At 53.1% G+C, this 19,791-nt stretch carries 19 protein-coding genes; 10 read left to right on the forward strand and 9 right to left on the reverse strand.

All coding sequences use genetic code 11. The features are described 5' to 3' along the window. Positions 1 to 72: 72 nt before the first annotated feature. The 6 genes from hypB (at position 73) to OGV74_RS06540 (ending at position 6,016) form a co-directional block, all read left to right on the forward strand. Complete coding sequence (hypB, locus tag OGV74_RS06515) at positions 73 to 945, forward strand: hydrogenase nickel incorporation protein HypB (RefSeq protein WP_003037409.1); 873 nt, start codon at positions 73 to 75, stop codon at positions 943 to 945. Beyond that, positions 936 to 1,208 (forward strand): hydrogenase 3 maturation protein HypC, encoded by a 273-nt coding sequence (gene hypC, locus OGV74_RS06520; protein WP_003037411.1) that lies wholly within the window; start codon positions 936 to 938, stop codon positions 1,206 to 1,208. Before hypB ends, hypC begins: the two co-directional genes overlap by 10 nt. Then, the gene (gene hypD / locus OGV74_RS06525) at positions 1,209 to 2,330 is read left to right on the forward strand and encodes a hydrogenase formation protein HypD (RefSeq protein ID WP_003037413.1); all 1,122 of its coding nucleotides are present in this window, start codon (positions 1,209 to 1,211) and stop codon (positions 2,328 to 2,330) included. Then, complete coding sequence (gene hypE / locus OGV74_RS06530; protein ID WP_003037416.1) at positions 2,327 to 3,337, forward strand: hydrogenase expression/formation protein HypE; 1,011 nt, start codon at positions 2,327 to 2,329, stop codon at positions 3,335 to 3,337. Before hypD ends, hypE begins: the two co-directional genes overlap by 4 nt. A gap of 127 nt (positions 3,338 to 3,464) precedes the next feature. Further along, positions 3,465 to 5,543, forward strand: a complete 2,079-nt coding sequence (gene flhA / locus OGV74_RS06535) for a formate hydrogenlyase transcriptional activator FlhA (RefSeq protein WP_061547642.1) — start codon at positions 3,465 to 3,467, stop codon at positions 5,541 to 5,543. Between the two features lie 44 nt (positions 5,544 to 5,587). Further along, entirely contained in the window at positions 5,588 to 6,016 is a 429-nt protein-coding gene (locus OGV74_RS06540) for a TOBE domain-containing protein (protein ID WP_003037421.1), read from the forward strand. 121 nt (positions 6,017 to 6,137) lie between these two features. Here the strand turns inward: OGV74_RS06540 and OGV74_RS06545 are convergent, their stop codons facing one another. Next, positions 6,138 to 6,482 carry a nitrous oxide-stimulated promoter family protein gene (locus tag OGV74_RS06545; protein ID WP_003037424.1) on the reverse strand — a complete coding sequence of 115 codons (345 nt, stop codon included), beginning with the start codon at positions 6,480 to 6,482 and terminating at the stop codon, positions 6,138 to 6,140. A gap of 187 nt (positions 6,483 to 6,669) precedes the next feature. Here OGV74_RS06545 and OGV74_RS06550 point away from each other — a divergent pair, with 187 nt between their 5' ends. The 4 genes from OGV74_RS06550 to sitD are packed head-to-tail and all read left to right on the forward strand — an operon-like array spanning position 6,670 to position 10,107. Beyond that, positions 6,670 to 7,587 carry a metal ABC transporter substrate-binding protein gene (locus OGV74_RS06550; protein ID WP_032949907.1) on the forward strand — a complete coding sequence of 306 codons (918 nt, stop codon included), beginning with the start codon at positions 6,670 to 6,672 and terminating at the stop codon, positions 7,585 to 7,587. Then, positions 7,584 to 8,399: an iron/manganese ABC transporter ATP-binding protein SitB gene (gene sitB / locus OGV74_RS06555; RefSeq protein WP_086504481.1), complete on the forward strand. Its 816-nt coding sequence runs from the start codon at positions 7,584 to 7,586 to the stop codon at positions 8,397 to 8,399. The genes OGV74_RS06550 and sitB overlap by 4 nt, the downstream gene beginning before the upstream one ends. Positions 8,400 to 8,401: 2 nt before the next feature. Continuing rightward, positions 8,402 to 9,259: an iron/manganese ABC transporter permease subunit SitC gene (gene sitC / locus OGV74_RS06560; protein WP_286520556.1), complete on the forward strand. Its 858-nt coding sequence runs from the start codon at positions 8,402 to 8,404 to the stop codon at positions 9,257 to 9,259. After that, complete coding sequence (gene sitD, locus OGV74_RS06565; RefSeq protein ID WP_071696690.1) at positions 9,256 to 10,107, forward strand: iron/manganese ABC transporter permease subunit SitD; 852 nt, start codon at positions 9,256 to 9,258, stop codon at positions 10,105 to 10,107. Before sitC ends, sitD begins: the two co-directional genes overlap by 4 nt. 6 nt (positions 10,108 to 10,113) lie before the next feature. Here sitD and OGV74_RS06570 read toward each other — a convergent pair whose 3' ends face one another. The 8 genes from OGV74_RS06570 to OGV74_RS06605 are packed head-to-tail and all read right to left on the reverse strand — an operon-like array spanning position 10,114 to position 19,776. Further along, entirely contained in the window at positions 10,114 to 10,473 is a 360-nt protein-coding gene (locus OGV74_RS06570) for a hypothetical protein (protein ID WP_115490140.1), read from the reverse strand. Further along, positions 10,457 to 10,981, reverse strand: coding sequence for a chemotaxis protein CheW (locus OGV74_RS06575; protein WP_086504483.1), 525 nt, complete (start codon positions 10,979 to 10,981; stop codon positions 10,457 to 10,459). The genes OGV74_RS06570 and OGV74_RS06575 overlap by 17 nt, the downstream gene beginning before the upstream one ends. Positions 10,982 to 10,992: 11 nt before the next feature. Continuing rightward, positions 10,993 to 12,669 carry a diguanylate cyclase gene (locus OGV74_RS06580; protein WP_071696689.1) on the reverse strand — a complete coding sequence of 559 codons (1,677 nt, stop codon included), beginning with the start codon at positions 12,667 to 12,669 and terminating at the stop codon, positions 10,993 to 10,995. Positions 12,670 to 12,686: 17 nt separating this feature from the next. After that, entirely contained in the window at positions 12,687 to 13,046 is a 360-nt protein-coding gene (locus OGV74_RS06585; protein ID WP_286520561.1) for a response regulator, read from the reverse strand. A 22-nt stretch (positions 13,047 to 13,068) separates the two neighbouring features. Next, entirely contained in the window at positions 13,069 to 15,201 is a 2,133-nt protein-coding gene (locus OGV74_RS06590) for a hybrid sensor histidine kinase/response regulator (RefSeq protein WP_286520563.1), read from the reverse strand. A gap of 11 nt (positions 15,202 to 15,212) precedes the next feature. Then, positions 15,213 to 16,625 carry a CheR family methyltransferase gene (locus OGV74_RS06595; protein WP_086504486.1) on the reverse strand — a complete coding sequence of 471 codons (1,413 nt, stop codon included), beginning with the start codon at positions 16,623 to 16,625 and terminating at the stop codon, positions 15,213 to 15,215. Beyond that, positions 16,622 to 17,689, reverse strand: a complete 1,068-nt coding sequence (locus tag OGV74_RS06600; protein WP_071696685.1) for a chemotaxis protein CheB — start codon at positions 17,687 to 17,689, stop codon at positions 16,622 to 16,624. Before OGV74_RS06600 ends, OGV74_RS06595 begins: the two co-directional genes overlap by 4 nt. After that, complete coding sequence (locus OGV74_RS06605; RefSeq protein ID WP_071696684.1) at positions 17,686 to 19,776, reverse strand: methyl-accepting chemotaxis protein; 2,091 nt, start codon at positions 19,774 to 19,776, stop codon at positions 17,686 to 17,688. The genes OGV74_RS06600 and OGV74_RS06605 overlap by 4 nt, the downstream gene beginning before the upstream one ends. Positions 19,777 to 19,791: the final 15 nt, after the last annotated feature.

Here is a 19,791-nt window from a genome sequence, read left to right on the forward strand (position 1 = left end):
TTGTAGGCCGGATAAGGCAACGCAGTCATCCGGCAACAGATGTATCGCAAGTAAAAAGATCAGGAGTGAGCGATGTGTACGACATGTGGTTGCGCTGAAGGCAACCTATATATAGAGGGTGATGAGCATAATCCCCACTCGGCGTTTCGCAGCGCGCCATTTGCCCCAGCGGCTCGTCCAGCGCTGAATATTACCGGTGTGAAGACCTCAAATTTCACACCGAGCCAGACCGAAGAAGGCGATTTGCACTACGGTCACGGTGAGGCAGGAACCCACGCACCAGGTATGAGCCAACGCCGTATGCTGGAAGTGGAAATTGACGTACTGGACAAAAACAACCGCCTGGCCGAACGCAACCGTGCCCGCTTTGCGGCCCGTCAGCATCTGGTGCTGAACCTTGTTTCAAGCCCGGGCTCCGGTAAAACCACGCTGCTGACCGAAACGCTGATGAAGCTGAAAGATAGCGTGCCGTGCGCCGTTATTGAAGGTGACCAGCAGACGGTGAACGATGCTGCCCGTATTCGCGCCACAGGCACGCCCGCCATTCAGGTCAACACCGGTAAAGGCTGCCACCTTGACGCACAAATGATTGCTGACGCCGCGCCGCGTTTGCCGCTTGACGATAACGGCATTCTGTTCATTGAAAACGTCGGCAACCTGGTCTGCCCTGCCAGCTTCGACCTCGGCGAGCGCCATAAAGTGGCCGTGCTTTCCGTCACCGAAGGTGAAGACAAACCGCTGAAATATCCACATATGTTTGCCGCCGCATCGCTGATGCTGCTCAACAAAGTGGATCTGCTACCGTACCTCAATTTTGACGTTGAAAAATGCATCGCCAGCGCCCGGGAAGTGAACCCGGGAATTGAGATTATCCTGATTTCCGCCACCAGTGGTGAAGGGATGGATCAATGGCTCTCCTGGCTGGAGACGCAGCGATGTGCATAGGTGTTCCGGGTCAAATCCGCACCATTGATGGCAACCAGGCCAAAGTCGACGTTTGCGGTATTCAGCGCGACGTCGACCTGACGCTGGTCGGTAGCTGTGATGAACATGGCCAACCGCGCCTCGGCCAGTGGGTACTGGTCCACGTCGGTTTTGCCATGAGCATCATTAATGAAGCTGAAGCGCGCGATACGCTCGACGCGCTGCAAAACATGTTTGACGTTGAGCCGGATGTCGGCGCGTTGCTGTACGGCGAGGAAAAATAAATGCGTTTTGTTGACGAATACCGCGCACCAGAGCAGGTGATGCAACTGATAGAGCACCTGTCTGAACGTGCCGCCCACCTCCCCTACACGGCTGAACGCCCACTGCGCATCATGGAAGTTTGTGGTGGTCATACCCACGCTATCTTCAAATTCGGCCTCGACCAGTTGCTACCGGAAAACGTGGAGTTTATTCATGGTCCGGGTTGCCCGGTTTGCGTTTTGCCGATGGGTAGAATCGACAGCTGTGTAGAAATCGCCAGCCATCCAGAAGTGATTTTCTGCACCTTTGGCGATGCGATGCGCGTCCCGGGTAAGCAAGGCTCCCTGCTGCAAGCCAAGGCGCGCGGTGCAGATATCCGTATCGTCTATTCACCGATGGATGCGCTGAAGCTGGCACAGGAAAACCCAACGCGTAAGGTGGTGTTCTTTGGTCTGGGTTTTGAAACCACAATGCCAACGACCGCTATCACTCTGCAACAGGCAAAGCAGCGTGACGTGCAGAACTTTTACTTTTTCTGCCAGCACATCACGCTTATCCCTACGCTGCGCAGCCTGCTGGAACAGCCGGACAACGGTATTGACGCCTTTTTAGCACCAGGCCACGTCAGCATGGTGATTGGCACAGATGCCTATAATTTCATTGCTTCAGACTTCCATCGTCCGTTAGTGGTCGCCGGTTTTGAACCGCTCGATCTCCTGCAAGGCGTGGTGATGTTAATTGAGCAGAAAATTGCCGCGCACAGCCAGGTAGAAAACCAGTACCGTCGCGTGGTACCGGACGCCGGTAACGCGTTAGCGCAACAGGCCATCGCCGAGGTGTTCTGCGTCAATGGCGACAGCGAATGGCGCGGTCTGGGCGTTATCGAATCCTCTGGCGTTCACCTGACGCCTGACTATCAGCGCTTTGATGCCGAAGCCCATTTCCAGCCAGCGCCGCAGCAGGTGTATGACGATCCGCGCGCGCGTTGTGGGGAAGTGCTGACGGGCAGATGTAAACCACATCAGTGCCCATTATTTGGCAAAACGTGTAACCCGGAGACAGCGTTTGGCGCCCTGATGGTCTCCTCAGAAGGCGCATGTGCCGCCTGGTATCAGTATCGTCAGCAGGAGTGTGAAGCATGAGCAGCGTACAACTCGCCCACGGTAGCGGCGGTCAGGCTATGCAGCAGTTGATCAACAGTCTGTTTATGGAGGCATTCGCGAATCCGTGGCTGGCGGAACAAGAAGATCAGGCACGTCTGGAACTGGCGCAACTGGTCGCTGAAGGCGATCGTCTGGCGTTTTCAACCGACAGCTATGTTATCGATCCGTTGTTCTTCCCGGGCGGTAATATCGGCAAGCTGGCTATCTGTGGTACGGCTAACGACGTGGCGGTCAGCGGCGCGATCCCGCGCTATCTCTCCTGCGGTTTTATCCTCGAAGAAGGTTTACCAATGGAGACGCTGAAAACCGTCGTTAACAGCATGGCGGCAACCGCGCGCGAAGCGGGTATCGCCATCGTCACCGGCGACACCAAGGTTGTACAGCGCGGCGCGGCGGACAAACTTTTTATCAACACCGCCGGAATGGGCGCGATCCCCGCCAACATTCACTGGGGCGCACAGACCCTGAGCGTGGGCGATGTGCTGCTGGTCAGCGGTACGCTTGGCGATCACGGCGCAACCATCCTTAACCTGCGCGAACAGTTGGGTCTTGATGGCGAACTGGTCAGCGACTGCGCGGTATTGACGCCGCTTATCCAGACGCTGCGTGATATTCCTGGCGTGAAGGCGCTGCGTGACGCCACCCGTGGCGGCGTGAATGCGGTAACGCATGAATTTGCCGCATCATGCGGGTTTGGTATTGAGCTGTCTGAAGCAGCCTTGCCCGTGAAGCCCGCAGTGCGTGGAGTTTGCGAACTGCTGGGACTGGATGCGCTCAACTTTGCTAACGAAGGTAAGCTGGTGATTGCCGTTGAACGTCAGGCCGCTGAAACGGCACTTGCCGCGCTGCGCGCGCATCCATTAGGACGCGATGCCGCAATGATTGGCGAAGTGGTAGAACGCAAAGGTGTGCGTCTGGCCGGACTTTACGGCGTGAAACGAACCCTCGATTTACCACACGCCGAACCTTTACCTCGTATATGCTAACTGCCCATTAGCAGCAACGTGTAGGCCGGATAAGCGAAATCGCTATCCGGCAATAATTTACGACTTATACCTATAATTCATTTACCGTTTTCGCACCGTTCTGCGGTGCTTTTCCTGGAAAAGCAATATGTCGTATACACCGATGAGTGACCTCGGACAGCAAGGCCTGTTCGATATTACTCGTACATTATTACAGCAGCCCGATCTCCCGTCTCTTAGCGAGGCGCTTTCGCAGCTGGTCAAGCGTTCAGCTCTGGCCGACTGTGCGGCTATTGTCTTATGGCAGGCACAAACGCAGCGTGCGCGTTATTTTGCGACGCGTGAAAATGGTAAACCCATCGATTATGAAGACGAAACGGTACTGGCTCATGGCCCGGTACGCCGTATTTTGTCTCGCCCCGATGCGCTGCACTGCAACTATCACGAGTTTACGGAAACCTGGCCACAGCTGGCCTCTGGCGGACTGTATTCTGAATTTGGCCACTACTGCCTGCTGCCGCTAGCGGCAGATGGGCGCATCTTTGGCGGTTGCGAGTTCATCCGTAACGAGGATCGTCCGTGGAGTGAAAAAGAGTACAACCGACTTCAGACCTTTACCCAGATAGTCGGCGTCGTTGCTGAACAAATTCAAAGTAGGGTCAGCAACAACGTCGATTACGATCTGCTGTGTCGTGAGCGTGACAACTTTCGCATCCTGGTCGCCATCACCAATGCGGTACTCTCCCGCCTGGACATTGACGAACTGGTCAGCGAAGTCGCCAAAGAGATCCATCACTACTTCGACATTGATGCCATCAGCATCGTGTTACGCAGCGATCGCAAAAACAAGCTCAGCATTTATTCCACCCACTATCTGGATGAACATCATCCGGCTCACGAACAGAGCGAAGTGGACGAAGCGGGCACGCTCTCTGAACGCGTTTTCAAAAGCAAAGAGATGCTGCTGATTAATCTGAGCGAACGCGATACGCTCGCCCCTTACGAACGGATGCTGTTCGAAACCTGGGGCAACCAGCTACAAACCCTGTGTCTGTTACCGCTGATGTCCGGCAATACTATGCTCGGCGTACTCAAGCTGGCACAGTGCGAAGAGAAAGTTTTCACTACCGCCAACCTCAAGCTATTGCGCCAAATTGCCGAGCGAGTGGCAATTGCCGTGGATAACGCGCTTGCCTATCAGGAGATTCACCGCCTGAAAGAACGTCTGGTAGATGAAAACCTGGCGCTGACTGAACAACTCAACAATGTAGAGAGTGAGTTCGGTGAAATCATTGGCCGCAGCGAAGCGATGTACAGCGTACTCAAGCAGGTCGAAATGGTGGCGCAAAGCGACAGCACCGTCCTGATTCTGGGTGAGACCGGAACGGGTAAAGAGCTGATCGCACGGGCCATTCACAACCTGAGCGGACGTAACGCCCGTCGGATGGTGAAGATGAACTGTGCGGCAATGCCTGCCGGATTACTGGAAAGCGATCTGTTTGGTCATGAGCGTGGCGCGTTTACCGGCGCCAGCACGCAGCGGATTGGTCGTTTCGAGCTGGCAGATAAAAGTTCGCTGTTCCTCGATGAAGTTGGCGATATGCCGCTGGAGCTTCAGCCTAAGCTACTGCGCGTTCTGCAAGAGCAGGAGTTTGAACGTCTGGGCAGTAATAAGCTGATCCAGACCGACGTGCGCTTGATCGCCGCTACCAACCGCGATCTGAAGAAGATGGTCGCCGATCGCGAATTTCGTAACGATCTCTACTATCGACTGAACGTCTTCCCGATCCATCTGCCGCCGCTGCGTGAGCGCCCGGAAGATATTCCGCTGCTGGTAAAAGCCTTTACCTTTAAAATTGCTCGTCGGATGGGACGCAATATCGACAGTATTCCCGCCGAGGCTCTGCGCACGCTGAGCTGTATGGAATGGCCGGGTAACGTGCGTGAGCTGGAAAACGTGGTTGAACGTGCGGTTCTGCTTACCCGAGGCAACGTACTGCAACTGTCTCTTCCGGATATTGCCCCTTTGACGCCGTCTACCCCTCCGGTGGCAACCGAAGTCGCACAGGACGGCGAAGATGAATACCAGTTGATTATGCGCGTACTGAAAGAAACCAACGGTGTGGTTGCCGGTCCCAAAGGCGCGGCACAACGGCTGGGGCTGAAACGTACAACGTTACTCTCACGCATGAAGCGATTGGGTATTGATAAGGATGCACTGGTTTAGCCAGTGTGGCTATACTGGGTGATATCTCAACGAAAGGAGGCAGTATGGCGGTATCAGCACGTAATCAATTAACCGGTACAGTGAGCGCAGTCGCTACAGGCGCAGTGAATGATGAAGTTGAACTGACGCTGGCTGGCGGCGCAAAACTGGTCGCGATTGTGACCCATAGTAGTCAGCAGGCACTGGGTCTGGCGAAAGGAAAAGAAGCCATTGCGCTGATCAAAGCGCCGTGGGTGACGCTGGCGACTGAAGACTGTGGCCTGAAATTCTCTGCCCGTAACCAATTTGCCGGTAGCGTTTCACAGGTAACCGAAGGCGCCGTTAACGCCACCGTACACATCAAAACTGATGCCGGTTTTGACATTGTCGCGGTCGTGACGAACGAAAGTCAGCAAGAGATGAAACTGAGTCAGGGAAGCCGGGTCATCGCGCTGATCAAAGCCTCGGCCATTCTGATTGCCACCAAAGCGTAATCGCCATTCATCACCGCATGGCCAGATTACCCGATGGCGCTACGCTTATCGGATTTACACAACGGTTCCGTTTACCTTGTAGGCCGGATAAGGCATCGCCACCATCCGGCACACAAAGACGCTATTTTTTCCGCTGGTATTTCTCTGGCAATTCCGGGACAGGGCGTTTGTCATCAATCAGATGACGCACGGTCAGAATCGGATGACGCCAGAGCATTCTTGGCCCAGCCCAACGCATAATTTGCTTCATCTCTTCGCGTTTGGCAGATTGATAGCAGTGCACCGGACACTGCTTACAGGCCGGTTTTTCCTCACCAAAGACACACTTATCGAGGCGCTTTTGCGCATAGGCAAACAACGCATCGTAATGCCCCGGCTCGTCTGAAGCCTGCGGACACTGGCGCTCGTAGAGTGAGATCATTCTCTGGATCGTCATTTTTTCACGTGCAATACGTTTGCCGGACATGATGCCTCCATAATTAAGTTGCATAAATAATACACCTTAACTAAGCACAGGACTATTGCTGGAGGTCATCCATTCCTTAGCACCCTACGCAAATAAGAATTATTTTCATTTATTTATGCCATGTGCTATATAACATAGCAAAGGCTATATTCGATGATAAATTAACCATTTTGTTGTGAGGGATACTATGCCGCATCTGCCCCATCTCAAGTCATTTCTCCTTGCCAGCGCGTTAACGGCGCTGACGCTGTCACCCGCCTGGGCGAAAGAAAAATTCAAAGTGGTAACCACCTTTACGGTGATTGCCGATATGGCAAGCAATGTAGCAGGTGACGCGGCGGACGTTAGTTCTATCACCAAACCGGGGGCTGAAATTCACGAATATCAACCAACCCCAGGTGATATTAAACGGGCGCAAGGCGCACAGCTTATTCTCTCCAACGGTCTGAACCTCGAACTATGGTTTGCCCGCTTCTACCAAAATTTGTCCGGCGTACCAGAAGTGATGGTCTCAAACGGCGTCCAGCCAATGGGCATCAGCGAAGGACCGTACAACGGTAAACCAAACCCGCATGCCTGGATGTCAGCGGAGAACGCACTTATCTACGTGGATAACATTCGCGATGCGCTGATGAAATACGATCCGGACAATGCCGCGACCTACCAGAAAAACGCACAGAATTATAAAGCGAAAATCCAGCAGACCCTGGCGCCACTGCATACAGAACTGGCAAAGCTCCCTGCTGATAAACGCTGGCTGGTCACCAGTGAAGGCGCATTCTCTTACCTGGCACGTGATAACGGCCTGAAAGAGCTGTATCTGTGGCCGATCAATGCCGATCAGCAAGGTACGCCGAAGCAGGTACGCAAGGTAATCGATGCGATCAGAGAGCATCATATCCCAACGGTATTTAGCGAAAGCACCGTGTCCGACAAACCAGCGCGTCAGGTTGCCCGTGAGTCTGGTGCGTATTACGGCGGCGTGCTGTATGTCGATTCGCTCAGCGCTGCCGATGGTCCGGTACCGACCTATCTGGATTTACTGCGCGTCACCACGCAAACCATTGTTAACGGCATCAACAAGGGTCTGGAGAGCCAACCATGAGTCACTCTGCGATTACCGTAAATCAGGTTACGGTGACGTATCGCAACGGTCATACCGCATTGCGGGACGCCACTTTTCAGGTTCCGGGCGGCTCAATTGCCGCTCTGGTCGGCGTCAACGGGTCGGGAAAATCAACGCTTTTTAAAGCGCTGATGGGTTTTGTCCGCCTGGCGCAAGGGGAAATCTCAATTCTGCAACAGCCGGTAAACAAGGCGCTCAAACAGAATCTGATCGCCTATGTCCCTCAGTCAGAAGAGGTGGACTGGTCGTTTCCGGTACTGGTGGAAGATGTGGTGATGATGGGACGCTTTGGCCATATGGGCTGGCTGCGTCGACCAAAACAGATCGACCACGCCTGCGTGGATGCGGCGCTGGCGCGGGTTGATATGCTGGACTATCGCCATCGTCAGATAGGTGAACTGTCCGGTGGGCAGAAAAAGCGAGTTTTTCTGGCAAGGGCCATCGCACAGGACGGACAGGTTATTTTACTGGATGAACCCTTCACCGGCGTGGATGTAAAAACCGAGGCCCGGATCATCGACCTGCTGCGTGAACTGCGTGATGAAGGTCGAACCATGCTGGTCTCTACCCATAATCTGGGATCCGTCACCGAGTTTTGTGATTACACGGTGATGATTAAGGGCACGGTGCTGGCAAGTGGACCAACCGATACCACCTTTACCCCCGATAATCTCGAGCTGGCATTTAGCGGCGTACTGCGTCACGTTGCGCTGAGCGGCGGCGAACAACACGTGATTACCGACGATGAACGCCCGTTTATTTCGCGACGTGCGGCAAGCGAGGGGAAATAATCATGAACTGGCTGACAGAGCCGTTTGGTTACCAGTATATGCTCAACGCCATGTGGGTCTCGGCGATGGTCGGCGGCCTGTGCGCGTTTCTCTCCTGCTATTTGATGCTCAAAGGCTGGTCGCTGATCGGCGATGCGCTGTCGCACTCTATTGTTCCGGGCGTGGCAGGCGTTTATATGTTAGGGCTTCCCTTCGCGCTTGGCGCATTCCTTTCCGGCGGCCTGGCGGCGGGCAGTATGCTGTTTCTTAATCAGCGTTCGCGCCTGAAGGAAGATGCGATTATCGGACTGATTTTTTCGTCTTTTTTCGGTATCGGGCTTTTTATGGTGTCGCTCAATCCGATGTCAGTGAACATTCAGACCATTATTCTCGGCAACGTGCTGGCGATTGCACCGGAAGATATTCTGCAACTGGCCATCATCGGGGTTATCTCGCTGACTATCCTGTTTTTGAAGTGGAAAGATCTGATGGTGGTCTTTTTTGATGAAAACCACGCGCGCTCTATCGGTTTGAATCCGGGCCGGTTGAAGCTGTTGTTTTTTACGCTGCTCTCCGTTTCAACGGTAGCCGCCCTGCAAACCGTCGGTGCATTTCTGGTGATTTGCCTGGTGGTTACGCCCGGAGCGACGGCCTGGCTGCTGACCGATCGTTTTCCACGCCTGCTCACCATCGCCGTAGCTATCGGCAGCCTGACCAGCTTTTTCGGCGCCTGGCTGAGCTACTGGCTGGACGGCGCAACCGGCGGAATTATCGTCGTTCTGCAAACATTGCTGTTCCTGCTGGCATTTGTCTTCGCACCAAAACACGGTCTGCTGGCGAATCGCCGACGCGCCCGGCTGGTGAACAAGGAGTCAGTATGATCTTAACAACGCTATTAGAACCCTTTCAGTTTAGCTTTATGGTCAATGCGCTGGTTATCTCCACCATTGTCGCCGTGCCCTGCGCGCTGCTATCGGTATTTTTAGTACTCAAAGGCTGGGCGCTGATGGGCGATGCCATGAGCCACGCGGTTTTCCCGGGAATTGTACTGGCGTGGATTGCGGGTATCCCACTGGCAATTGGCGCATTTATCGCTGGGCTGTTCTGTGCAGTAGCGACGGGTTATCTCGACGATAACAGCCGCATCAAACGCGATACCCTGATGGGGATTGTCTTCTCCGGCATGTTCGGTGCGGGGCTGGTGCTGTACGTCTCTATCCAGTCGGAAGTCCATCTCGATCATATTCTGTTCGGCGACATGCTGGGCGTATCGTTCAGCGACATCATACAAACCGCGGTTATTACGCTTGGGATAGCGCTTATTATTGGGCTTAAGTGGAAAGATCTGCTACTGCATGCGTTCGACCCGCATCAGGCAAAGGCCAGTGGGCTTAACACTGCACTGCTACATTACGGCCTGCTGTGCATGATCGCCCTGACGATTGTCGCCACGCTAAAATCAGTAGGGATTATTTTGTCGATCTCCTTACTGATTGCGCCTGGCGCCATTGCGATTTTAATGACGCGGAAATTTTCCCACGCCTTGTGGCTAGCGGTGATTATGTCGGTCGTTACCTCGTTTATGGGCGTGTACCTGTCTTTTTTCATCGACAGTGCACCGGCCCCCACCATCGTCGTACTATTTTCACTGCTGTTTGTGATGACCTTTATTTATTCCACCCAGCGCGATCGCCGTTTAGAACGGCAACGCCTGCATGATGTGCTATAGGCTATATCATCGCCAGCTTAATAACGGGCTAAACGCCTCGCAACCCACCAGGGCACGAAGCGCAGGCAAATGACAGTTACGCGCCAGAAGCGGAGGTACGGCAAAAATAATGTCGCTGGAGAGCATCACATTCTCAAGTTGTCCCCATAGGTACCAGCCGGTTTCAACACCACTGTCGGGGACGCGCAAATGCAAATGCCATCCTTCCTGTGGCTCATCAGTAATCCCCAGCCATTGGCTGAATTGGGGGATTTCAGGCACAACCTGAGTCACTAACGAGCACATACCAACCTGGTTTGCCGGTATATACAAAGTTAGCGCTCCCAAAGTAATACGTACCGCCGCCAGATTAGTGGGAGCCGTCATAACCGCTGGTCTCCTGATAACGCTCAAAGACCAGATTCAGATCGAGCAACGTGTACCAGGTTTCCATCACGTTAACTACACCCACAGCGATGCTTTGTAACGCCGGGGGCAACGAATCTCCTGGCAAATGAATCTGGCTTTCGGCGACTTCCAACACATCAATCAATTTATCTATCAGGATCCCGCTTTGCATTTTCTCGGCGCAACCAATCAGAATAGTGCGCTTACCTGCCGAATTGACGGTAGGTTTATCGATCAGGCTGTCCAGCCTCATCACCGATTCCACCCGTCCACGATAGTTGATGACCCCTTCAAGCATTGGCGCGCAACAGGGAACCCTGGAAATCGGGCGCTCTGCAAGGATCTCTTTAATTTGCGCCCCATAGAAGGCAAAATTCTTACCCGCCAGTTGGAATAACACCAGCGTACGCTGGGGTTCATCAACGTTTTCACACTCCGGCTTTTCACCATGGTTCAGCGCAAGAATCTGCTCCAGCTGTTGGCTCATATTGACTCCTTTTACTCGGCAATGCAGAAAGTGTTACGGCCATTTTGTTTCGCGGCGTACAGCGCCTGATCGGCACGTTCGCGTAGCGTTTCAATCCGATCGCCAAACTGCCACTGGGCAATGCCCGCGCTGAAGGTGCTGTGAAAACTGGCGTCGTTAACGGAAAAGGCGACCTGCTCGTAATCCTTGCGCAATCTTTCAACCACCCGCGCCGCTTTCTCACTGCTGGTATTAGGCATAATGATGACAAACTCTTCACCGCCGTAACGGCCTACGATATCGGTACTGCGTAGGCGATGGGAAAACAGTTGCGAAATGCCTACAATAACCTGGTCGCCAACGGCATGGCCGTAGGTGTCGTTAATGCTTTTGAAACGATCCAGATCCACCATCACCATACAGAACTGATTACCGCTGTAGTTCGACTCGGCAATCGCGCTTTTGAGAAAATGGGTAGTCGTCGAGTGGTTATATAATCCACTCAGGCTGTCCTGTGACATGCGGGCACGCAGGACGCGCATTCTTTCAGCGCGGATCGTGACGGCACGGATAAGCTCCTCTGGGTCGGCCTGTTTAAGAATAAAATCCTCCGCGCCAATGCTCATTGCGCCAAGCTGCGCATGCTTGTTGGTCTCGCTGGAGAGATAGGCGATTGGCAGGCCAATATGCTGCGGTATCTGGCGAATGAGTTTCGTCAACTCTTCACCGCTGAACTCGGGCATATGGTAGTCCATCAGCACCAGATCGATAGGTTGCGCATTCAGTACGTGCAACAAATGGTGTGGTTTCTCCAGCACATGTACTTCCATTCCCGCCATGCGTAGCATTTCAGCGTTATATTCCGCCACCGCAGGCTCATCATCGATCAACAGCACCTGATACGGTTTTTTCAGCGACGGTTGGGTTAAACGATGCAACTCCTGCACTAAATCGGTGATAGATGCGGGTTTAACATAGTAGCCGTCGCAGCCGGATTTAATGGCATTTATCCGGGCGTTAAAATCACTGTGACACGAGAGGAACAGCACCGGAAAGGCCTTGCCAACTTTTTGTTTCAGGTCCGACATCGTCAACGGCCCGCCGTAGGCATTGTCCGGAAAGCTGACATCCATAATCACCACAGCAGGCGGTTGCGACAGTACGGCCTGAGTAAAATCCTGGGTGCTTGAGAACACATGACAGGTAAAACCAAAGCAGCGCAATTGGGTGGCGAGCAGCTCAACCTGATCGACGTCATCATCGCACAGGTAGATAGGCTGACTGGCCCGCCGAACATATCCCTCTTCCGGACGCTGCGCGGTGATCGGTAAAGTGAAATCCGTATCGCTGATACGATGCTCCAGGTTGAGCTGCTCCTGGGTCAGGGTATACAACCACCTGATAATTCGCCGCAGCTCGTCATAATGCAGCGGGCTTTGCTCTGTTTCCGGTTCGGTAAGTAAACGCTCACCTTCTGCTGAGGCATCCGCCAGTGGGCTAAAGCCAAAGGAACCCGCCGAACCGTGAATACTGTGCAGCAGAATATGCAGCTGTTTGCGACAGGCTTCGCTGGGCTCTGCGACCAGTTGAACGAGTAATCTTTCCGCTTGTGCCAGCATGTCTGGGATTCGGCGTAAAAAACCCTGGCGCAAACGCGCTATTTTTTCCTGCGCAGCCGCCATCGCTATATGCTTATTTTCTTGTTTCATCAAACACGTAGGCTTATTCAGTTAATCGCAGACGGTTGCAGTAGCGCATTGACAGCAGCCCCCAGATTTTCCGCAAGGTTTTCATCTTTTTTCACCCAACGGTCGTACAGAGTGTCGCTGGCCATCACTTCATTGGCGCTCAGTAAAATAAAAGGCTTAACCCAATTCTGAGCGCGTAACAGCGTCAGCAAATCCAACCCGCTGATCTCTGGCATATGCAGATCGCTAATCACCAGATCGATGTTGCTATCCGAGTCCAGGCACACCAGGGCGGAAATCGCGCTTTCCACAATCACTACATCGTAGCCGTCCATTTGCAAAAATATGGTTGCCAGTTCAGCCGCAAAAAGATCATCATCAACTAATAAAATTCGCATTTTCTCTCTCGATTTTGCGCCATCAGCACAAAAGCATTTTTAATGTTTTTATCAAACTGTCCTGCTCGAAATCGCCCTTGGCGATGTAGGCATCCGCGCCCACCTGAATCCCTCGTCGCCGGTCCTCTTCCTTCGCGCGGGACGTCACGATGATGATTGGCGTATGCTGGTAGTTTTTCTCCCCACGCAACGATTTGGTGAAGGTGAAACCATCCATAAACGGCATTTCGACATCCGTCAGTACGGCATCAAACTGGGTCAGTTTCGCTTTTTGCAGTCCCGATAGCCCGTCTTCTGCCAGTGTCACCTGATAGCCGTGCGCTTCCAGCACGTTCTTTTCTATCTCACGAGTATTCAGTGAGTCATCGACCACCAGCACATGCCATGCATCCTGCGTTACGCTCGTGGCAGGAGCAGGTGTACTGGTTTGCCGTGATTGTTGCGCCATCGCCATCAGCGCGGGAACGTGCAGGATGCTGACCAGTTGGTTTTCCGGCGTTTGTACCATCCCGGAGACCAGCGACTGCTGTTGCATATGCTTCGGTAACGGTTTGATCATCATCTTGCGTTCATCGAGCAGCTTATCCACCCGCAGCGCCATTTTGCTGTACGGGTTTTGCACCACGATTAATCGCTGTCCAGGCGTTGAAAAACTGCTCTGGCGTTCATTAATACCCAGCAAGGCGCCTGCGCAGACCACCGGGATAAACTCGTTATGCAAGATAATGGCAGGACGTCCGGCGATATCGCTAATCCCCTGCGCCGTGCATTCCACTACCTCAACCACATACTGCGCAGCCAGTCCAAACAGGTGTCCCTGCTCTTCAAATTGCAGAATTCGCATCATGGTTAACGAAACAGGCAACCGCAGGTTAAAGCTGGTTCCGACCCCTGGGCAGCTATAAACCTGCAAATCGCCTTGCAGGTCAGTCACCACCGTTTTACGCACCACATCTAAGCCAACGCCGCGACCGGAAAGCTCGGAGACTATCTTGCTGGTCGAAAAGCCGGGATGAAAAATCAGCTCATTACACTCCAGCTCGGAGAGTTGCCCGGCCATTGAAGCAGGAACCAGACCTTTACTGACCGCCTTCGCGCTGATGGCATCATAGTTAAGACCACGGCCATCATCTTCGATACGCAGTAGTATCCCGCTGCCATCCTGCTGGGTGGTGATGGTAATCGTGCCGCGGGTGGATTTACCGAGCGCCAGACGTTCGTCGATCTCACCAATCCCGTGATCGACGGCATTACGCAGTAGATGCGTCAGCGACTCCGATAAGCGGTCAATCAGCTGACGATCGATTTCCACTTCTCCGCCGACAAAGCGGCATACCACCTGCTTATTCAGCGTGGAAGCCAGCTCACTAACCTGCAGCGAAATCGGTTCAAACAACGTTGAAAGTGGCAGCATGCGGATCCGCGCCGCCACGTCGTATAGTTCAAACATCTGCAAATGCTGGAGCTGAACACTCTCTTTTAACTGGGCGCTGAAATCATGGATTTGCTGGCGAAGCTGTTCAGCACTCAATCCCGGTAACCGCGGTACCAGCTGACTCAGGTTTTGTATCTGCTGTTCCAGGCGGTCATGTCCGGCGAGCACCTCCCCCAGAATGTCGATCAGGCCATCGAGCTTATTCAGCTTTACCCGCACGAAATCCGCCTGCTTAATACCGGCATCCATACTGGCTGGCGTCGCAGGCGTAGGGACCACCAGTTTTTCTGTTACCCCGGCAGTTTCGACAGTCAGCGTGATGTCCTCTCCCCGACTGGCGCGGGCAAGACGTTCGCACAGCCCGGCATCAGCCGGTGGTAACTGATTATCCCCTTCATTGACAAAAAGCTGAGTAAGCTGACCAGAAAGATACTCCACGGACTCATGGATCAGATTGCCCAACGCCCTGTCCGGTGTCAGTTTGTTATCACGCAGTTCACTCAATACATCCTCAAGATGATGCGTGACATCGGCAATACTTTGCAGCTTCAGCATCCGCGCCCCCCCTTTCAGGGTATGCGCAGCACGAAACATCTCGCCTATCCAGGCGTCGGTATGTTCATCAGCAGAGAGAAGAAACGCCCCTTCGCTGATCATCTGCAAATGACCTCTCCCTTCATCAATAAAGCGCAGAACGAATTTTTTCAGATCGATAGCCATAATCGCTCTTATTAGCCACTTTGATGGGCGAATTGCGCCAGTTGATGTTCACACAGGAAACGAAACGTATTGCCAGGAAATACTATTGGCAAACGTAGACGACAAACCGAGGACGGATTGTTTATCTCGTCGTTCAGTAACCGCATCACCACGCGATAAGTCCGTTGAGCGGGCTGACGTAACTCGCTTTGCCGGTACATTTCGGCCAGATAATAGTGTGCAGGCCAGTAGCCGGGCTCCTGATAAACCACCTGCTTGAACCAGGCGATGGCCTGCTGGGTCTGGTGTTGCCACATCGTCGCCAGCCCCAGCAGCATTTTTGCCTCTGCCGACCACTCATCCTGCGCGAGGATCTTCTGCGCGTTTCCCGCCGTCTGAGAAAACTCCCGCTGCTCAAGGGCAATCACCCCCTGAATCAACAGCGCATCCTGATTACGGGGATCGTCGCGTAATACGCAGGCGATACATTTTTTGGCTTCAGAAAAACATTTTTCATCGAGACAGGCCCGCGCCTTCGTTAGCCAGTCATCACACTGCGGCGCCAGCAGCTCGTCAGGTGCATACCTGAGCGATGTTTTCGGCGGCGAAACGCGTACCGCCAGCCTGGGGACGGGGGCGCTCCTTGCCGCTTCACGATGGGGGCAAAAATAGAAAATCCCCTCTTCCTGCTCCAGCTTCAGAATGTCGAAATTGTTGGCCAGCGTTTCCGCATTGCCAAAAAATAAGGCTCCCTGCGGCTGCAGCATCTTCAGCAAATTAGCGTGTAATTCACGGCGCGTTGGCGTGTCGAAATAGATGGACACGTTGCGCAGCAAAATGATGTCCACGCCTGGCAGCAGTTGCTCTTTGACAATATTGCTGCGGTGAAACGAGACTTTCTCACGAATCTCATCATGCAGCCGGTAGAGGTTGCCCGAACGGGTAAAGTAGCGCTGCTGAATACTCGCCTCGACGCCGCGAAACGAATAGCTTGAATAGCTGGCGTTTCGGGCCTTCGCCAAGATAACCGGGTCAATATCGCAGCCGTAGATTTCAATCTGCTGAGTCATAGCGTCGCGGTATTGTTCATGTAGCTTAATCGCCAGCGAGTAGGCCTCTTCGCCGGATGAACATCCGGCACTCAGAATGCGTACCGGGCCGCTGCGCTGTTGCAGCAGACGCGGAACCCATTTGTCGCAGATTAAATCCAGCGTATCGCTTTCACGGAAAAAGTAAGTTTCGTTAATCGTAATCAGCGTAATGAAGCTATCGAACTCAACCTGCGAAATACGCAGTTGTTCATAGTATTCATAGTAATCCGCGATTTTTCGCTCGCCCATACGCCGACTCAGCGCCGATTTCAGCAAGTCTTCCATTGCATTATCAAAGTGCAAGCCCACCCGCTCTTTGATCAACCGGGCATAATCAGGAAGATTGGGGATCATGGCAATTTACTCTCAACAAGCCCGTGAAAAGCCATCGCAAGCAGCACCTTCGCCAGACCGTCCAGCGGGATCGTACGGTGTATCAGTTGCTTGTCGATCGCGTTCTTATTCATACCGAATACCACCGAGCTTTCTTCATCCTGCGCCAGCGTCCTTCCTCCACGGCGGAAAATCAGCTCAATGCCACGGCAGCCATCGCTGCCCATGCCCGTCATAATCAGCCCCACGGCCTTTTCACGAAACACCTCAGCCACCGACTCCAGCAGCAGATTGCAGCTGGGATGATAAACATCGCTTTCCTGTCTGGGGATCGCCGCTAAACGCTGGTTGCTTTTGACGATCAGGTGCTGCTCCGGTGGCAATATATACACATACCCCGCTTCCACCCGATCGTCTTCCTGCGCCAGTCGCACCTTCAGATCGGTCACGCTGTCCAGCCAGTGCACCATCTCTTTGGCGAAACCGTCGGCAATATGCTGCGCGATGAGCACCGGGCACGGGAACGTCGCGGGTAGAGCCTGCAAGAGTTTACTCAACGCCTGCGGCCCGCCCGTCGAACAGGCAATTGCCAGCACAAAAGGCCAGTCCTGCGGCGTCTGTACGATGTCCATTATCGGTCGTACAGGCGGCATTATCGGTTCGGTTGGATGGCGTAATCCTTTGATATGGCGAATCACCTTCACGCCGACCAGCAATTCCACTTTGCGGTGCAGCGCATCGGTTGAGAGTGTGAAATCGCTGCTATGGTGCAGCACCGCCAGTGCGCCACGAGAAATGTAATCGTCATCCCATTGGTTTTCATGGCAAAATCGCATAACCAGGATGGGAATAGCACTGGTCGCCATGATGGTTTCCACAACCTCGACGTTATCCGCGCTCGAGGTATCCAGCGTGAGGATCAACAGGTCGGGCATCAGCTGTTGCACCAGTCGAATCGCCTGTCTGCGATGAGCAGCTTGTCCCACCACCTTAATATGCGGGTGCTCTTCCAGTTGCCTGACCAACGCATTACGCGATACGCTGTCAAGGTCAAGGATCAGCACCCGAATGTTGCCGCTACTCATGCATCCGTTTCCGTCAGTGTGAATGAGGACGAAGCCTCTTTCAGCGCTTTCGACAGTTGTGTCATATCCTGACTGACAACCAGAATGTCTTTGATAGATTGCGAGGTATAGTTACTGGCAACAACGATCTCACGCAGCGCCATGACCACCTGATTACTCGCCGTTTTCTGTTGCTGTGTTGATAGCGATATTTGCAGCGCCGCCGTCGAGGTTTGCTCGGCCGTAACAACGATATCGTTCAGATGCTCGGCGCTGACTTTACAGGCCCTGGCGCCTGCTTTAATACTCTCGCCGCCTTTTTCCGCGTTCAGCACCAGACGGTTAATCGCGTTTTGGATCTCGCTGATCTTATTTTCAATTTCAACCGTTGATTCGGTCACCGAATCGGCCAGACGACGGATTTCAGCCGCTACCACCGAGAAGCGTTTACCAGCTTCTCCGGCGCTGGCGGCTTCCAGCGCCGCGTTAAAGGCGATCAATTTCGTTTGATCCGCGACGCTGTTAATGATCACCATCACCCGGCTGATTTCCGCCGATTTATTGCCGAGCATCATAATTTCACGCATGTTTTGCTGATTGTCGGTATCAATATCCGCCATACGCATCAGCAATTGCGACATCGATTCTGAGCCTTTATTGCAATCCTCAAGTGTCTGGTTGGCAATATCCACAACAGCCCGCGAGTGTTCGGCGATCTGCGTCGATGAGGCGGACAACTCTTCCATAGTTGAGGTAATTTCAGCCACCGAAGAGGACGTTTCCACGCTGGTGGACGCCTGCCCATCTACCGCTTCAGTGATATGCAGGGAAGCCTGGTGTACCGAACTGGCGTGAGAAACCATCCCGCCCACCAGCGAATGCAGGCGCTGGCGCATCGTTTCTACCGCACTCAAAAGTTCGCCGATCTCATCGTGATGATCGACCTGAACATCCACCGTCAAGTCACCTTCCGCTATGGTCTGGGCAATCCCCAGTACGCGGTTTAAGCGGCGAGAAATCAGAAAACGGCTGGCAACGGCAATCAGCAGTAAAATAATCGGCAACAGCAAGACGGTGAACAGCAACAGGCCGTTGCGTACCAAATTGCTGCTCTTGGCGACATCATCAACATAGCTGGTGGTCGCGATTATCCAATTGATCCCTTCTACGTATTCATAGACGGCGACTTTGGTCTTCGGCGGTGTGCCATAGCCGCTCACCCAGTTGTAATAGGTGATGCCATTTTTATGTTCGAGCATATCGGCGAAGAGCTTATAACCGTTGGCATCGGTGATATTAATCACCTGCTGGTGACCCAGCGACGGATGAACCAGCATCCGACCCGGTTCAAATCCGGCATCGAGCACGTAGGCGTAGCCATCTTTACCAATACGTACACTCAATAAATGCTGGATGATCGGTTGCAGACTTTGTTTGACATCAAAGCCCACCGCAACTGCCCCAATCACCTGACCATACTTATCGGCAATCGGTTCGTAGTGGCTAATAAATTGCTTACCAAACAGCGTGACCACACCGGAAAAAGGTTTATTTTTCAATAATAATGGTAATGCCGGGTTGTCATGCCCCAATGCCGTTGCTGTTGCCGTATTACCTGAACTCGCCAGCAAGGTGCTGCTGACGCGCACAAACTGCTCGCCTTGCAGAATAAACGTACTGGCAAATACACTGGTTAATTCGGTGAAATGCGCGTTGGTATTGGGGTTGCTCAATACAGCTTTTAATTCAGCGGAGTCCATGTAGCGCAGCGGTTTATTCGCCACGTTTTGGTAGTTATTAATGTAAACATTGCTGTAATGCTCCGCATCCTTATTAATTCGCTGAAATTCATTCGCAATACTGTTATGAAAAATACGGGTGTTAGTTTTAATCATCTCCAGCGCATTCACCTGCAGCTCTCTGGACAGATAAGACGATAATATAAAAGAGGCGCCAATCAGCAACGTGGCGATGCAAACCACCAAAATCATACCGAGCTTCATCGCCACACCTGGATGGATATTGTGTAGCCAGGATATCAGTCGCGCGCGCAGTCCCTCACCGGTAGTATCCGTCGTTCGATTTTTCACTTTGATAAGGTCACTCATGATTTTTATTCTCTA

Origin of the sequence: Citrobacter sp. Cf116 (assembly GCF_030336505.1) — a bacterium.
Lineage (GTDB): Bacteria > Pseudomonadota > Gammaproteobacteria > Enterobacterales > Enterobacteriaceae > Citrobacter > Citrobacter freundii.

Excerpts from the sequence above, each read along its gene's own strand:
- OGV74_RS06570 (WP_115490140.1), bottom strand. The coding sequence starts at position 10,473 with ATGACGGCTCCCACTAATCTGGCGGCGGTACGTATTACTTTGGGAGCG.
- OGV74_RS06595 (WP_086504486.1), bottom strand. The coding sequence starts at position 16,625 with ATGATCCCCAATCTTCCTGATTATGCCCGGTTGATCAAAGAGCGGGTG.
- sitB (WP_086504481.1), top strand. The coding sequence starts at position 7,584 with ATGAGTCACTCTGCGATTACCGTAAATCAGGTTACGGTGACGTATCGC.
- OGV74_RS06545 (WP_003037424.1), bottom strand. The coding sequence starts at position 6,482 with ATGTCCGGCAAACGTATTGCACGTGAAAAAATGACGATCCAGAGAATG.
- hypD (WP_003037413.1), top strand. The coding sequence starts at position 1,209 with ATGCGTTTTGTTGACGAATACCGCGCACCAGAGCAGGTGATGCAACTG.
- OGV74_RS06550 (WP_032949907.1), top strand. The coding sequence starts at position 6,670 with ATGCCGCATCTGCCCCATCTCAAGTCATTTCTCCTTGCCAGCGCGTTA.
- OGV74_RS06605 (WP_071696684.1), bottom strand. The coding sequence starts at position 19,776 with ATGAGTGACCTTATCAAAGTGAAAAATCGAACGACGGATACTACCGGT.
- OGV74_RS06540 (WP_003037421.1), top strand. The coding sequence starts at position 5,588 with ATGGCGGTATCAGCACGTAATCAATTAACCGGTACAGTGAGCGCAGTC.
- OGV74_RS06575 (WP_086504483.1), bottom strand. The coding sequence starts at position 10,981 with ATGAGCCAACAGCTGGAGCAGATTCTTGCGCTGAACCATGGTGAAAAG.
- sitD (WP_071696690.1), top strand. The coding sequence starts at position 9,256 with ATGATCTTAACAACGCTATTAGAACCCTTTCAGTTTAGCTTTATGGTC.
- OGV74_RS06585 (WP_286520561.1), bottom strand. The coding sequence starts at position 13,046 with ATGCGAATTTTATTAGTTGATGATGATCTTTTTGCGGCTGAACTGGCA.
- OGV74_RS06590 (WP_286520563.1), bottom strand. The coding sequence starts at position 15,201 with ATGGCTATCGATCTGAAAAAATTCGTTCTGCGCTTTATTGATGAAGGG.
- OGV74_RS06600 (WP_071696685.1), bottom strand. The coding sequence starts at position 17,689 with ATGAGTAGCGGCAACATTCGGGTGCTGATCCTTGACCTTGACAGCGTA.
- hypB (WP_003037409.1), top strand. The coding sequence starts at position 73 with ATGTGTACGACATGTGGTTGCGCTGAAGGCAACCTATATATAGAGGGT.
- flhA (WP_061547642.1), top strand. The coding sequence starts at position 3,465 with ATGTCGTATACACCGATGAGTGACCTCGGACAGCAAGGCCTGTTCGAT.
- hypC (WP_003037411.1), top strand. The coding sequence starts at position 936 with ATGTGCATAGGTGTTCCGGGTCAAATCCGCACCATTGATGGCAACCAG.
- OGV74_RS06580 (WP_071696689.1), bottom strand. The coding sequence starts at position 12,669 with ATGAAACAAGAAAATAAGCATATAGCGATGGCGGCTGCGCAGGAAAAA.
- hypE (WP_003037416.1), top strand. The coding sequence starts at position 2,327 with ATGAGCAGCGTACAACTCGCCCACGGTAGCGGCGGTCAGGCTATGCAG.
- sitC (WP_286520556.1), top strand. The coding sequence starts at position 8,402 with ATGAACTGGCTGACAGAGCCGTTTGGTTACCAGTATATGCTCAACGCC.